The following is a 14422-nucleotide window of genomic DNA, read 5'->3' as shown; positions in this document are numbered from 1 at the left end:
TAAAATAAGTGCGGTGTATGTTACTTCTTTTACTGATGTGCAATAGACATGAATAAAATCGTTTTTGTTGAGGATGACCCTGAGGTAGGCACGCTGATCGCCGCCTATCTCGGCAAGCATGATATGGATGTTGTGGTCGAGCCTCGCGGCGACCGCGCTGAGGAGGTGATCGCGCGGGAGAAACCGGATCTGGTGCTGCTGGACATTATGCTGCCCGGCAAGGACGGAATGACGCTCTGTCGCGATCTGCGCGGGCAATGGCAAGGGCCGATTGTCCTGCTGACTTCGCTCGACAGCGATATGAACCATATCCTCTCCCTGGAGATGGGCGCCAGCGATTATATTCTGAAAACCACCCCGCCAGCGGTACTTCTCGCGCGACTGCGTCTGCATTTGCGCCAGCATATTGCTCCGGCAGGCGCCGGATCCGCCTCCTCAACGCTCACGCCACATAAAACCATCTCCTTCGGCTCGCTGACCATTGACCCGGTCAACCGCCAGGTGCTGCTTGGCGGAGAAAACGTCGCCCTGTCGACCGCCGATTTCGATCTGCTGTGGGAGTTGGCCACCCACGCCGGGCAGATTATGGACCGCGACGCACTGCTGAAAAATTTACGCGGCGTTACCTATGACGGGATGGATCGCAGCGTCGACGTGGCTATCTCCCGCCTGCGCAAAAAACTGCTCGACAACGCCACGGAGCCCTATCGTATTAAGACCGTTCGCAACAAAGGCTACCTGTTCGCCCCTCACGCCTGGGATAACTAAGCGGCCCTTCTGCGGCCCTGCGAGGGGCCCGCTCATCGCGCGCTCGCCGGCGGCAAAGTTATCACGTTTGCTGCCTGCTGCGTTCGTCCCTGGCGCGCACATTCATCACCGGAACTTGTCATATTGATTAAATCAATAGAATTAGCCGTACAGAACCCCATCACATAACTCCTCAATATGATTGTGCTCAAGGACTTACCGCTGTCAGAGTGGCATAAAGCCTGAAAACACAGGACTTTTGCATGATGAAATACGTTGTACTTTTGGCACTCTCACTGTTCACTTCTCTCTCTGGCTGGGCTTTTTCCCTCGACAACGCCGATATTCGACTCCTCTGTCCGCAGCGCGGGCAAATCGAGGTGATCCTTCATCGCTATGAACATACCCAGCAATCCTGGGGGCAGCATCACTTTGAAACCGGCGGCGGCCACGTTCGCCAGGGGCCGCTGCTGGTGATCCCGTTTGCCAACCTCGATCAGATGATTTACCACCAGACCACCGGCGAGTTTGCTTACTGGTATGCCGAAACGGAAAAACTGGTGCGCTGTCGGCTGCTGAGTCTGACGACCACCTATCCGGTAGACATTCCTTATTATCGTGAGTAGCGTATCCATCGACGCACAAAATACGATTGCCCTGCTCCCCCCGAGGGTGAAGAAATCACCGCATCGAGTGACACTGTCACCTTTTCACCGTTCTGTCTCCAGGCTGGCTATTGTCAGGGGGCATAAACCCTGCTTTGATAGCGTATCTATGATTTCCCCGCGCCTCGCCCGGGGATATCGATAACATTGACTCCCCGACGCGCAGAAGATGCCCCTGGGGCGCCAGACAGGTTTCTCTTGAATACGCGGTAATGTAATGAAAAAGCTGTTCGTGCAGTTCTATCTTCTGCTCTTCGTCTGCTTTCTGGTGATGACCATGCTGGTCGGTCTGGTCTATAAATTTACCGCGGAGCGCGCCGGACGGCAGTCGCTTGACGATTTGATGAAAAGCTCGCTGTATCTGATGCGCAGCGAGCTGCGGGAGATACCGCCGCGCGACTGGAGCAAGACCCTTAAAGAGCTGGACCTGAATTTATCGTTTGATCTGCACATCGAGCCGATCAGCAAATTTAAGCTGTCGGAAAGCTCGATGCAGCACCTGCGCGCCGGCGATATCGTCGCCCTCGACGATCAGTACACCTTTATTCAGCGCATTCCCCGCAGCCACTATGTGCTGTCGGTGGGCCCGGTGCCCTATCTCTATTTTCTGCATGAGATGCGCCTGCTGGACGTGGCGCTGATGGCGTTTATTGCTATCTCGCTGGCCTTTCCGGTGTTTATCTGGATGCGCCCGCACTGGCAGGACATGCTGCGCATTGAGACGGCCGCCCAGCGCTTTGGCGAAGGTCACCTCAGCGAGCGCATTCACTTCGACAGTATGTCCAGCTTCGAGCGGCTCGGGGTGGCCTTTAACCAAATGGCCGATAACATTAATGCGCTTATTGCCAGCAAAAAGCAGCTGATTGACGGCATCGCCCATGAACTCAGGACACCGCTGGTACGCCTGCGCTACCGTCTGGAGATGAGCGAGAATCTCACCGAGGCGGAATCGCAGGCGCTGAACCGCGATATCGGTCAGCTGGAGGCGCTGATTGAAGAGCTCCTGACCTACGCCCGCCTCGACCGCCCGCAGACGGAGCTCAGCCTGACGACTCCCGATTTTCCCGCCTGGATCAGCGATCACGTCGAGGATATCCAGATGGTTAACCCACAGCGCGAGGTCGCCCTGGCGACGCTGACCCACGGTAACTACGGCGCGCTGGATATGCGACTGATGGAGCGGGTGCTGGATAATTTGGTCAATAACGCCCTGCGCTACAGCAGCCAGCGGGTAGCGGTCAGCCTGACGCTGCAGGGTTCGCGCGCATCGTTGCTGGTTGAGGATGACGGCCCGGGAATCGCCCCCGAGGAGCGCGAGCGGGTGTTTGAGCCCTTTGTCCGCCTTGACCCCAGCCGGGACCGGGCGACAGGAGGCTGCGGCCTCGGCCTGGCGATTGTCCACAGTATCGCCCAGGCGATGGGCGGCGAGGTGCGCTGCGAGGCCAGCCCTCTCGGCGGCGCCCGCTTCTGCTTTAGCTGGCCGGTCTATCATCAGCTGCCTGATTTCACCTCTGCCTGAATAAAACTTGCGCAGAAGCCGCGGGCTGGGTATGCTGCAAAAATCTAATAGTATGTTGTAACTAAGGTGGTAATAATGGCCAGCTACGACCTCGTTGAACGTCTGAATAATACCTTTCGCCAGATCGAGCTGGAGCTGCAGGCGCTCCAGCAGGCGTTAAGTGACTGCCGTCTGCTGGCGGGCCGGGTATTTGAACTGCCGGCGATCGGTAAGGATGCCGAGCACGATCCGCTGGCCACCATTCCGGTGGTGCAGCACATCGGCAAGACGGCCCTGGCGCGCGCCCTGCGCCACTACAGCCATCTGTTTATCCAGCAGCAATCGGAAAACCGCAGCAGCAAGGCCGCCGTACGCCTGCCGGGGGCTATCTGCCTGCAGGTTACCGCCGCGGAGCAGCAGGATCTGCTGGCGCGTATTCAGCATATCAATGCCCTGAAGGCCACCTTCGAGAAGATCGTCACCGTCGACTCCGGCCTGCCCCCCACCGCCCGTTTTGAGTGGGTACACCGTCATTTGCCGGGGTTGATCACCCTAAGCGCCTACCGCACGCTGACGCCCCTCGTCGACCCGAGCACCATCCGCTTCGGCTGGGCCAATAAGCACGTCATCAAGAATCTGACCCGCGACCAGGTGTTGATGATGCTGGAGAAAAGCCTGCAAGCGCCGCGGGCGGTGCCGCCGTGGACCCGGGAGCAGTGGCAGAGCAAACTGGAAAGGGAGTATCAGGATATCGCCGCCCTGCCGCAGCGGGCGCGGCTGAAAATAAAACGACCGGTGAAAGTCCAGCCGATCGCCCGCGTTTGGTACGCCGGCGAGCAGAAACAGGTACAGTACGCCTGCCCCAGCCCGCTGATCGCCCTGATGTCCGGCAGCCGGGGGGTCAGCGTACCGGATATTGGCGAGCTGCTGAACTATGATGCCGACAATGTGCAGTATCGCTACAAACCGGAGGCGCAGTCGCTGAGATTGCTTATCCCGCGCCTGCACCTCTGGCTGGCTAGCGAATAGCCAGGCTGCCGACCATCTCTTCCGGGCGCACCCAGCTGTCGAATTCGGCTTCCGTCAGGTAGCCCAGCGCCAGCGCCGAGGCTTTGAGAGTCAGCCCCTCATGGTGCGCTTTTTTAGCGATTTCCGCCGCCTTGTCGTAGCCGATATGGGTATTCAGCGCAGTAACCAGCATTAGCGACTCATTGAGCAACTGACTGATCCGCTCGCGATTCGGTTCAACACCCACCGCACAGTGCTCGTTAAAGCTCGCCATACCGTCCGCCAGCAGACGCACCGACTGCAGGAAGTTGTGGATGACCATCGGGCGATAGACGTTAAGCTCAAAGTTGCCGGAAGCACCGCCGATATTCACCGCCACGTCGTTGCCCATCACCTGGCAGCAGACCATGGTCAGAGCTTCGCACTGGGTTGGGTTAACCTTGCCCGGCATAATCGATGACCCTGGCTCGTTTTCCGGGATGGCGATTTCACCAATGCCGCAGCGGGGGCCGGAGGCCAGCCAGCGGACATCGTTAGCGATTTTCATCAGCGAGGCCGCCAGGCCTTTCAGCGCGCCGTGGGCATGGACCAGGGCATCCACAGTGGCCAGCGCTTCGAATTTGTTCGGCGCGGTGACAAATGGCTGTCCGCTGAGCGACGCCAGCTCGGCCGCCACGCGTACGGCATATTCCGGATGGGTATTCAGCCCGGTGCCTACCGCCGTCCCGCCCAGCGCCAGCTCGGCAAGATGCGGCTGACTGGCTTCAATGTGCTTCAGGCTATGGTCCAGCATCGCCACCCAGCCGGAGATCTCCTGGCCTAAGGTGAGCGGCGTGGCGTCCTGCAGATGGGTGCGGCCGATCTTGACGATATCCCTGAAGGCCACCGCTTTTTCATTGAGCGTCGCCCGCAGCGCCTGCAGCGACGGGATCACTTTTTCCCGCAGGGCAATCAGCGCCGCGACGTGCATGGCGGTGGGGAATACATCATTTGAGCTCTGGCTCTTATTCACATCGTCATTGGGATGAATTTTTCGCGCTATCCCCCGTTCTCCGCCGAGCAGTTCACTGGCGCGGTTGGCCAGCACCTCGTTCATATTCATATTGCTTTGGGTGCCGGAGCCGGTCTGCCAGATAGCCAGGGGGAACTCCTGCGCGTGCTTTCCGGCCAGCACTTCGTCAGCGGCGGCGACGATCGCCCCGGCTTTCTCCGCCGTCAACAGTCCGAGATCCTGGTTAACCTTCGCCGCCGCCCGCTTGGTCAGCGCCAGGGCGAATATCAGCTCCCCGGGCATTTTTTCGGTCGAGATGCGGAAATGCTCCAGCGAGCGCTGGGTCTGGGCGCCCCAGAGTTTATCGGCCGGGACCTCGATGGCGCCCATCGAGTCTTTTTCACTGCGATGCGTTGTCATTACTTTCTCCTTGGATGAAAAGTGCGTCATAGCGACAAAGCTCACCTGCTTAAAAGACTAAGTATTGGCCAGATTGATAAGTTGTTTTGGTGGTTCGTGCCGCGAAGCGACATAAAAAAAGCCGCCCCGAGGGGCAGCCCAGACCGCTGACAAAATGCAATCGTCGGGATTGCCCGGCGGCGCTGCGCTTGCGCGGGCCTACAGAGAACTGCATAACTTATTGATATTGCTGTTTTTCGTAGGCCGGGTAAGGCGAAAGCCGCCGCCCGGCAGAAAGGCGCTCACCCTAACGAAAACAGGTTTGTCATCGACCAGCGCCGCCCCGAAGGGCGGCGTGGGTTACTTCACGCAGCGGGCGCACTGCGAGGTCTGGATCTGCTGGAAGAAGTCATTGCCTTTATCATCAACGAGGATAAAGGCCGGGAAATCCTCCACTTCAATTTTCCAGATAGCCTCCATACCCAGCTCCGGATAGGCCACGCACTCGAGGCTCTTGATGCTCTGCTGGGCCAGCACTGCCGCCGGGCCGCCGATGCTGCCGAGGTAGAAGCCGCCGTGTTTGTGGCAGGCGTCGGTGACCTGCTGGCTGCGGTTGCCTTTCGCCAGCATGATCTTGCTCGCCCCATGGGACTGCAGCAGATCAACGTAAGAGTCCATGCGGCCTGCGGTGGTCGGCCCCAGAGAGCCGGAGGCGTAACCATCCGGCGTCTTGGCCGGACCTGCGTAGTAGATCGGGTGATCTTTGACGTACTGCGGCAGCGCCTCGCCGTTGTCGATAAGCTCCTTCAGCTTAGCGTGGGCGATATCGCGGGCGACGATGATAGTCCCGCTCAGCGACAGGCGGGTGGACACCGGATACTGCGACAGCTGAGCCAGGATCTCGCTCATCGGCTGGTTAAGATTTACCTTCACCGCTTCGCCTTCCCCGGCCTGGCGCAGATGCTCAGGGATATATTTCCCCGGGTTGCTCTCCAGCTTCTCGATCCAGATGCCGTCGCGGTTAATCTTGGCTTTGATGTTGCGGTCGGCGGAACAGGAAACCCCCATCCCTACCGGGCAGGAAGCGCCGTGACGCGGCAGACGGATCACGCGGATATCGTGGGCAAAGTATTTGCCGCCGAACTGCGCGCCGAGACCAAGGTTCTGCGCCTCCAGCAGCAGCTCCTGCTCCAACTGCACGTCGCGGAACGCCTGGCCGTGCTCGTTACCTTCGGTCGGCAGGCCATCGTAGTATTTGGTGGACGCCAGCTTCACGGTCTTCAGCGTCGCTTCCGCCGAGGTACCGCCGATCACGAAGGCGATATGGTACGGTGGACAGGCGGCAGTACCGAGGGTGCGCATCTTCTCGACGAGGTAATTTTTCAGCTTCGCCGGGGTGATCAGCGCTTTGGTTTCCTGGTACAGATAGGTTTTGTTCGCCGAGCCGCCGCCCTTGGCGATGCAGAGGAATTTGTACTCATCGCCATCGGTAGCATAGAGATCGATCTGCGCCGGCAGGTTGGTGCCAGTGTTAACCTCTTTATACATATCCAGCGGCGCGTTCTGCGAGTAGCGCAGGTTGTCCTGGATATAGGTGTTGTACACCCCCTGCGCCAGGGCGGCTTCATCGCCGCCGCCGGTCCACACGCGCTGGCCTTTTTTACCCATGATGATCGCGGTGCCGGTGTCCTGGCAGGTGGGCAGAATACCTTTGGCGGCGATATCCGAGTTGCGCAGGAACTGCAGCGCGACGTATTTATCGTTTTCGCTGGCTTCCGGATCGTTAAGGATATCCGCCACCTGCTGCTGATGCGCAGGGCGAAGCATAAAGGAGGCGTCGTGGAAAGCATGCTGCGCCAGAAGGGTCAGCGCCTGAGGGTCAACTTTTAGCACTTCCTGGCCGGCGAATTCGGCGACGGAGACGTAATCACTGCTGAGGAGATAATACTCGGTGTCATCCTTTTTGAGCGGAAAAGGATCCTGGTAAACAAACGGTTTATTCGACATTGTACTCTCACTTACTGCTTTGGCTGATTATGTTTCAGGCAGGGACTCCATGTGCCTGTAGAAAAGCGAGTCGAACAATCTTACACAATTTTTTAACAAAAACTGAGACAAGGACGACTTTTTCTTTCAGCAGTTGCTTCTCCACCGTTTGCTGGTTTAATAGGGCGATAAAATTTACTTTGTTTGAAACAGGGATTGAGAATGCAAAAGCTGATTAACGCCGTGCAGAACTATGCATGGGGAAGCCACACCGCCTTAACCGAACTCTATGGCATCGCCAACCCGGACAATCTGCCGATGGCAGAGCTGTGGATGGGGGCGCATCCGAAGAGCAGCTCGCAGATCCTGGCTGCCGACGGCCAGCCGCGTTCACTGCGCGAGGTGATTGACGCGGATAAAGCCGCTCTGCTCGGCGACAAGGTTGCCGCCCGCTTTGGTGAACTGCCGTTCCTGTTTAAGGTACTGTGCGCCGCTCAGCCGCTCTCAATTCAGGTGCATCCCAACAAGCAGGCCTCGGAAGAAGGTTTCGCCCGCGAGAACGCCGCCGGTATCCCGCTCTCCGCCGCCGAGCGTAACTACAAAGATCCGAACCACAAACCGGAGCTGGTTTTTGCCCTGACGCCGTTCCTGGCGATGAATGCATTTCGCGAGTTCAGCGAGATTGTCACCCTGCTGCAGCCGGTGGCTAGCGCGCATCCGGCAATCGGCGCCTTCCTGCAGCAGCCGGACGCGACTCACCTGAGCCAGCTGTTTGCCAGCCTGCTAAATATGCAGGGTGAGGAAAAGGCCAAGGCGCTGCAGGTGCTGCGCGACGTACTGGCCCGTGAACAAGGCGAACCGTGGCAGACTATCCGCCTGATCGCGGAATTCTATCCGGACGACAGCGGCCTCTTCTCCCCGCTGCTGCTGAACGTGGTGAAGCTGAACCCAGGCGAAGCGATGTTCCTGTTTGCTGAAACGCCGCACGCCTATCTGCAGGGGGTGGCGCTGGAGGTGATGGCCAACTCGGATAACGTACTGCGCGCCGGCCTGACGCCGAAATACATTGATATTCCTGAGCTGGTTGCTAACGTCAAGTTCGAGGCTAAACCGGCGGGTGAGCTGTTGACCCAGCCGCAGCGTCACGGCGCGGAACTCGACTTCCCGATCCCGGTGGAAGATTTTGCCTTCTCCCTGCATGACCTCTCCGCCGAGGCCAGCGATGTGGCCCAGGCAAGCGCGGCGATCGTGTTCTGCGTCGACGGCGAAGCCGTACTGCGCAAAGGCGACCAGAGCCTGACCCTCAAGCCGGGCGAGTCGGCCTTCGTGGCCGCCAGTGAATCGCCGGTGCAGGTCAGCGGCCGCGGCCGCGTGGCGCGCGTTTTCAATAAGCTCTAGTAAGCGACTGACCCTTCAGGTCGCGCTTACTGTTGGTGATAACTCAGCCAGGCGGTCTCTCCGCCTGGCTTCATTTATGGATAAATGCTATGAAAAAATCGCTGGTCGCAGCAGGAGTCATCGTGGCGCTGGGCGTGGTATGGACAGGCGGCGCCTGGTTCACTGGTAAACAGCTGGAAGGCCGGATCGCCGATATGGTGCAGCAGGCAAACGCCCAGCTGCGCAGCAGCGCGCCGGAGTCAGGTCTGGAGCTGAGCTATCAGGACTACCAGCGCGGGCTGTTCAGCAGCCATCTGCAGCTGGTGGTGAAGCCGATCGCCGGTCAGGCTAACGGCTGGCTGGCCGCCGGGCAGAGCGTGGTGCTTGACGAAGTGGTCGATCATGGCCCCTTCCCGCTGGCCTCGTTAAAAGCCTTTAATCTGGCGCCGGCAATGGCTTCCGTCCACACCACGCTGGTGAAAAACGACGCCAGCCAGGCGCTGTTCGAGATAGCCAAAGGCGACACCCCCTTTACCGTCGATACGCGCATTGCCTACAGCGGCGACAGCCAGTCGGCTATCGTCCTTAACGCCCTCGACTACGCTAAAGTCGATGAGAAAGTCACCTTCAGCGGCGGTCAGTTCCAGCTCGACGCCGACCGCGACGGCAAAAACATCAGCCTGAAGGGCCAGGCCGGCAGCGGGCAGATCGATGCGCTCAATGAATATAATCAGAAGGTACAGCTGCGCTTCGTCAACCTGACCACCGACGGCGCCACCGAGCTGGCCAGCTTCAACGAACGTATCGGCCAGCAAAAAATGACCCTCGATAAACTGGCCATCAGCGTCGAAGGCAAAGAGCTGGCGCTGATCGACGGCATGGCGCTGGACGGCGGCTCGACGCTGACCCAGGACGGCAAAGGCGTGAACAGCCAGGTGAACTACACCGTCAACAGCCTCAAGCTGCAGGGGCAGGATATGGGCAGCGGCAAACTCACGCTGAAAGTGGATAACGTCGACGGTCAGGCGTGGCACCAGTTCAGTCAGCAGTACAGCGCGCAGTCTCAGGCGCTGCTGGCGAAACCGGAGCTGGCGCAGAATCCGGAGTTGTATCAGCAGGCCCTCACCGAAACGCTGTTCAATGCGCTGCCGATCCTGCTCAAAGGCAACCCGTCGGTGACCATCTCTCCGTTGAGCTGGCGCAATGCCAAAGGCGAAAGCACCCTCAACCTCTCGGTTCTGCTGAAAGATCCGGCCCAGGTGACCGCTCCGCCGCAGACCCTGGCGGACAGCCTGGATCGCGTGGTGCAGTCCCTGGACGGCAAAGTGGTGATCCCGGTGGATATGGCGACGGAGTTTATGACTAAGATCGCCGGTCTGGAAGGCTATCAGCCGGCCGATGCCGCCAAGCTTGCCGATCAGCAGGTCAAAGGCCTGGCGGCGATGGGCCAGATGTTCCGCATTACCACCATGGAAGCTAACGCCATCAGCAGCAGTCTGCAGTACGCGAACGGCCAGGTGACGCTGAACGGACAGAAAATGCCGCTGCAAGACTTTGCCGCGATGTTTGGTCTGGAAGCGCCTTCGCTGCCGGACAGCGCGCCGCAGGAAGGCCAGCCGCAGCAGGAAGGCCAGCCGCAGCAGGATGACGCCGCTCCTCAGCAGGACGACGCCGCCCCGCAGCCGTAACTTATCGGTACAGGAGACGGCCAGCGCGCGCCGTCTCCCTCATTTTCGCGTCACCAGCCGCGGGGGCATAATCTGGTTTCGCGTCTCGCCAGTCCCCTCTTCCAGCCGCCGCAGCATCGAATCCGCCAGGCTTTTCCCCATCTCCCGCGCCGGGGTGGTCACCCAGGTGAGGGGCAGGTCGTCGAGGGCGGCCTCCGGCACGTCGGCAAACGCCGCCAGCGCCACCCGCTGCTCAAAGTAGCTCTCGACGCCATCTTCCCCGCTCTGTCTTCCAGCCCGTAACAAACCGAACCACGCGCCGGTGGCTACCACGTTGTTGTAGCACAGCACCGCGGTAATGGTCGGATTCTGGCGCAGCAGGCCGGTCATCGCCTCCGCCGCCTGCTTCTGGCTCGACTCGCACTCCAGCACCCATTCGCTGTGAAACGGCAGACCGTATTTCAGCAAGGTGGCGCAATAGCCGCCGACCCGCTCGGCGCGCGTTAGCGACGAGCTCTGGCCGCCAAGCCAGGCGATCCGCTGATGGCCGCGGCGGATCAGATGCTCGGTCACCAGCTGCGCCGCCTGCATGTTGTCCGGGCGGATAAGGTCGACATCGTCAAGATAGCTAGCGCGGGAAGCAAACACCAGCGGCACCCCCGCCTCCGCCGCACGCTCGCGCAGCTCGCTCCCGCGGTCGATCGCCCCGGCGATAATCACCCCGTCCACCCCCTGCGCCGCCAGCGTATCAAACCGCTGGGCCATCTTCTCGCCGCTGCGGCCTCCCTGGGTGAGAAATACCATTTTCCCCTGCCTCTCCAGGGCATCGGTGAGGCCGGCGGTTAATTCAGCATAAAACGGTTTTGACAGGTCGCTGACGATAAGGCCAATCACGCCGCTCTGCCCACCGCGCAGCGAGGCCGCCTGACGATTGCGCACAAATCCCAGCTGTTCGATAGCCTGATTAACCCGCTCGCCGGTGGCGCTGGAGATGCGCCCTTTGCCGCTCAGTACCAGTGAAACGGTACTCACGGAGACGCCGGCAGCCAGCGCCACATCATTGATGGTGATCTTTTTTGCGATAGCCATAACCTGCTGGCTGACTCCCTTGCCTGTCGATAAATCGTTTTATCATTGTGCGATCTTTATAAACCTTATTATCGCTTGAATATGTGATTTTTATCGCACTAAAAAGTGATAAAACGTTTTATCTTGCCGTGGCGTTAGTTCTCCCGACCACTTATGAATCAGGAACCGTGCTATGACGGCGAAAACAGCACCAAAAATCACCTTATGGGAATTTTTCCAGCAGCTGGGAAAAACCTTCATGCTGCCCGTAGCGTTGCTCTCGTTTTGCGGGATCATGCTGGGGATCGGCAGCTCGCTAAGCAGTCACGATGTTTTGACTCTGCTGCCGTGGCTGGATATGCCGCTGCTGCAGGCCATCTTTATCTGGATGAGCAAGGTCGGCTCCTTTGCCTTCAGCTTCCTGCCGGTCATGTTCTGTATCGCCATCCCGCTGGGTCTGGCGCGAGAGAACAAAGGCGTCGCCGCCTTCGCCGGCTTCGTTGGCTACGCGGTCATGAACCTGGCGGTCAACTTCTGGCTGACCGCGAAGGGTATTCTGCCCACCACCGACGCCGCGATCCTGAAGGCCAACAATATCCAGAACATCATCGGCATTCCGTCAATCGATACCGGGATCCTCGGGGCGGTGATCGCCGGGATTATCGTCTGGCTGCTGCATGAACGCTTCCATAACATTCGCCTGCCGGACGCCCTGGCCTTCTTCGGCGGCACCCGCTTCGTGCCGATCGTCACCACCGTGGTGCTGGGGCTGGTCGGGCTGGCGATCCCGCTGGTGTGGCCAGTCTTCGCCATGGGGATCAACGCCCTCGGGAAGATGATCAACAGCGCCGGGGATTTTGGGCCGATGATCTTCGGCACCGGCGAGCGACTGCTGCTGCCGTTTGGCCTGCACCATATTCTGGTGGCGCTGATCCGCTTTACCGAAGCCGGCGGCACCCTCGACGTCTGCGGCCACAGCGTCAGCGGCGCGCTGACCATCTTCCAGGCGCAGCTGAGCTGTCCGACGACCCACGGCTTCGCCGAAAGCGCCACCCGTTTCCTGTCGCAGGGTAAAATGCCGGCATTCCTCGGCGGCCTGCCGGGAGCCGCGCTGGCGATGTACCACTGCGCCCGTCCGGAAAACCGACATAAAATTAAAGGCCTGCTGATCTCCGGGGTCATCGCCTGCGTGGTCGGCGGCACCACCGAGCCGCTGGAGTTCTTGTTCTTGTTTGTCGCGCCGGTCCTGTATGTCATCCACGCGCTGCTGACCGGTCTCGGCTTTACCATCATGGCGGTGCTCGGCGTCACCATCGGCAACACCGACGGCAATATTATCGACTTCGTGGTGTTTGGCATCCTGCATGGTCTGGCGACCAAGTGGTATCTGGTGCCGGTGGTGGCGGCTATCTGGTTCGCGGTCTACTATGCCATCTTCCGCTTCGCCATCACCCGCTTCAATCTGAAAACGCCGGGCCGCGACATCGACACTGCCGCCAGCGTGGAGAAAGCCGTCGCCGGTACCATCGGCAAATCCGGGTATAACGTACCGGCGATTCTGGCGGCGCTCGGCGGCGCAGAGAACATTGTTTCGCTGGATAACTGCATTACCCGTCTGCGCCTGTCGGTGCACGATATGAGCAAAGTGGACGCCGCCGCGCTGAAAGCCCATCGCGCCATCGGGGTGGTACAGCTCAACCAGCATAATCTGCAGGTGGTTATTGGCCCGCAGGTACAGTCGGTAAAAGATGAGATGGCCACGCTGATGAATACCGTGCAGGCCTGATCCCACTAGTCCCCCTCCGCTACGGAGGGGGCGCTCGCTAAGGAAGCTCCAATGTTTGATTTTGCCACCCCTATCGATCGCCACGGCACCTGGTGCACGCAATGGGACTATGTCGCCGACCGGTTTGGCGCCGCCGATCTGCTGCCGTTCACTATTTCCGATATGGATTTCGCCACCGCGCCCTGTATTCTCGACGCCGTTAGCCAGCGGCTGGCCCACGGGGTGTTCGGCTACAGCCGCTGGCGCAACGAGGCGTTTCTCGGGGCGATTGCCCACTGGTACGCCAGCCGCTTTAACAGCGACATCGATCCGCAATCTGTGGTCTACGGACCGTCGGTTATCTATATGGTGGCGGAAACCATCCGCCAGTGGTCGAAAGAAGGCGACGGCGTCGTGGTCCACACCCCTGCCTACGATGCGTTCTATAACACCATCACCGCTAACCGGCGGCGGATTGCCCCGGTGCCATTGATCCTGAAGGATAATCGGTGGCGCTGCGATATGGACCGCCTGGAGGCGGCGCTGGCGGAGCCAAAGAATACCCTGCTGCTGCTGTGCAGCCCGCACAACCCAACGGGGAAAGTCTGGCGTCGCGAGGAGCTGGAGACCATGGCGGCCCTGTGTCAAAAACATGGCGTCAGGGTGATTAGCGACGAAATTCATATGGACATGACCTGGGGCGAACACCGCCATATCCCGTGGAGCGAGGTCGCTCAGGGACCATGGGCGCTGTTCACCTCCGGTTCGAAGAGCTTCAATATTCCGGCCTTTACCGGGGCCTACGGCTTTATCCCCGAAGAGAACGAGCGCGACAGCTACCTGCAGGCGCTAAAGGGTCGCGACGGGCTCTCTTCCCCTTCCGTGCCGGCGCTGGTCGCCCATATCGCCGCCTACCGCGACGGGGCTCCCTGGCTCGATGCCCTGCGCGACTACCTGCAGGCGAATATGCGCTATGTCGCCGACACGCTCAACAACGCCTTCCCCGCGCTCTGCTGGCAGCCGCCGGAGGCCACCTACCTGGCATGGATCGACCTGCGCCCGCTCAACGTTGACGATCGCGCGCTACAGCAGGCGCTGATCGCCGAACAGAAGGTGGCGATTATGCCGGGTTATACCTATGGTCCTGAGGGCAACGGCTTTCTGCGGCTCAACGTCGGCTGCCCGCGCGAGAAGCTGGAACGCGGTGTCGAAGGACTGATTGCCGCCCTGCGCAGCCTCAGCTGATTCGAC

At 59.9% G+C, this 14422-nt stretch carries 11 protein-coding genes; 8 read left to right on the top strand and 3 right to left on the bottom strand.

The window, feature by feature from the left end:
- Positions 1 to 48: 48 nt before the first annotated feature.
- From rstA to tus, 4 genes are all read left to right on the top strand, one after another.
- Complete coding sequence (gene rstA / locus KHQ23_RS01310) at positions 49 to 768, top strand: two-component system response regulator RstA (RefSeq protein ID WP_002903377.1); 720 nt, start codon at positions 49 to 51, stop codon at positions 766 to 768.
- A gap of 242 nt (positions 769 to 1010) precedes the next feature.
- Positions 1011 to 1373 carry a hypothetical protein gene (locus KHQ23_RS01305; RefSeq protein ID WP_002903374.1) on the top strand — a complete coding sequence of 121 codons (363 nt, stop codon included), beginning with the start codon at positions 1011 to 1013 and terminating at the stop codon, positions 1371 to 1373.
- 256 nt (positions 1374 to 1629) lie between these two features.
- Positions 1630 to 2931 (top strand): two-component system sensor histidine kinase RstB, encoded by a 1302-nt coding sequence (rstB, locus tag KHQ23_RS01300; protein ID WP_004151564.1) that lies wholly within the window; start codon positions 1630 to 1632, stop codon positions 2929 to 2931.
- Positions 2932 to 3006: 75 nt separating this feature from the next.
- Positions 3007 to 3939, top strand: coding sequence for a DNA replication terminus site-binding protein (gene tus, locus KHQ23_RS01295; RefSeq protein ID WP_004148259.1), 933 nt, complete (start codon positions 3007 to 3009; stop codon positions 3937 to 3939).
- Here tus and fumC read toward each other — a convergent pair.
- Both fumC and fumA read right to left on the bottom strand, forming a co-directional pair.
- Entirely contained in the window at positions 3929 to 5329 is a 1401-nt protein-coding gene (gene fumC / locus KHQ23_RS01290; RefSeq protein ID WP_032434460.1) for a class II fumarate hydratase, read from the bottom strand. The genes tus and fumC overlap by 11 nt on opposite strands.
- 339 nt (positions 5330 to 5668) lie before the next feature.
- Positions 5669 to 7315 (bottom strand): class I fumarate hydratase FumA, encoded by a 1647-nt coding sequence (fumA, locus tag KHQ23_RS01285; RefSeq protein ID WP_002903313.1) that lies wholly within the window; start codon positions 7313 to 7315, stop codon positions 5669 to 5671.
- Between the two features lie 201 nt (positions 7316 to 7516).
- Between fumA and manA the strand changes: the two genes are divergently transcribed.
- Positions 7517 to 8692, top strand: coding sequence for a mannose-6-phosphate isomerase (manA, locus tag KHQ23_RS01280; RefSeq protein ID WP_032434459.1), 1176 nt, complete (start codon positions 7517 to 7519; stop codon positions 8690 to 8692).
- A gap of 89 nt (positions 8693 to 8781) precedes the next feature.
- On the top strand, positions 8782 to 10359 hold the full coding sequence (locus KHQ23_RS01275; protein WP_047694664.1) for a YdgA family protein: 1578 nt from the start codon (positions 8782 to 8784) through the stop codon (positions 10357 to 10359).
- A 39-nt stretch (positions 10360 to 10398) separates the two neighbouring features.
- Here KHQ23_RS01275 and KHQ23_RS01270 read toward each other — a convergent pair whose 3' ends face one another.
- Entirely contained in the window at positions 10399 to 11427 is a 1029-nt protein-coding gene (locus tag KHQ23_RS01270; protein ID WP_004183880.1) for a Mal regulon transcriptional regulator MalI, read from the bottom strand.
- A 172-nt stretch (positions 11428 to 11599) separates the two neighbouring features.
- Between KHQ23_RS01270 and malX the strand changes: the two genes are divergently transcribed.
- Together malX and KHQ23_RS01260 are read left to right on the top strand one after the other, a co-directional pair.
- The gene (malX, locus tag KHQ23_RS01265; protein WP_002903245.1) at positions 11600 to 13192 is read left to right on the top strand and encodes a maltose/glucose-specific PTS transporter subunit IIBC; all 1593 of its coding nucleotides are present in this window, start codon (positions 11600 to 11602) and stop codon (positions 13190 to 13192) included.
- Between the two features lie 51 nt (positions 13193 to 13243).
- The gene (locus tag KHQ23_RS01260) at positions 13244 to 14416 is read left to right on the top strand and encodes a MalY/PatB family protein (RefSeq protein ID WP_009308961.1); all 1173 of its coding nucleotides are present in this window, start codon (positions 13244 to 13246) and stop codon (positions 14414 to 14416) included.
- Positions 14417 to 14422 lie beyond the last annotated feature (6 nt).

Source organism: Klebsiella sp. 64 (genome assembly GCF_018223915.1).
GTDB classification, from domain to species: domain Bacteria; phylum Pseudomonadota; class Gammaproteobacteria; order Enterobacterales; family Enterobacteriaceae; genus Klebsiella; species Klebsiella pneumoniae.
Note: the sequence above shows the minus strand (reverse complement) of the source record. Positions and strands in the feature narration are given on the sequence as shown.

Coding starts and splice junctions, on each gene's coding strand:
- KHQ23_RS01305 (WP_002903374.1), top strand. CDS start 1,011: ATGATGAAATACGTTGTACTTTTGGCACTCTCACTGTTCACTTCTCTC.
- KHQ23_RS01275 (WP_047694664.1), top strand. CDS start 8,782: ATGAAAAAATCGCTGGTCGCAGCAGGAGTCATCGTGGCGCTGGGCGTG.
- manA (WP_032434459.1), top strand. CDS start 7,517: ATGCAAAAGCTGATTAACGCCGTGCAGAACTATGCATGGGGAAGCCAC.
- fumA (WP_002903313.1), bottom strand. CDS start 7,315: ATGTCGAATAAACCGTTTGTTTACCAGGATCCTTTTCCGCTCAAAAAG.
- KHQ23_RS01270 (WP_004183880.1), bottom strand. CDS start 11,427: ATGGCTATCGCAAAAAAGATCACCATCAATGATGTGGCGCTGGCTGCC.
- tus (WP_004148259.1), top strand. CDS start 3,007: ATGGCCAGCTACGACCTCGTTGAACGTCTGAATAATACCTTTCGCCAG.
- malX (WP_002903245.1), top strand. CDS start 11,600: ATGACGGCGAAAACAGCACCAAAAATCACCTTATGGGAATTTTTCCAG.
- rstA (WP_002903377.1), top strand. CDS start 49: ATGAATAAAATCGTTTTTGTTGAGGATGACCCTGAGGTAGGCACGCTG.
- KHQ23_RS01260 (WP_009308961.1), top strand. CDS start 13,244: ATGTTTGATTTTGCCACCCCTATCGATCGCCACGGCACCTGGTGCACG.
- rstB (WP_004151564.1), top strand. CDS start 1,630: ATGAAAAAGCTGTTCGTGCAGTTCTATCTTCTGCTCTTCGTCTGCTTT.
- fumC (WP_032434460.1), bottom strand. CDS start 5,329: ATGACAACGCATCGCAGTGAAAAAGACTCGATGGGCGCCATCGAGGTC.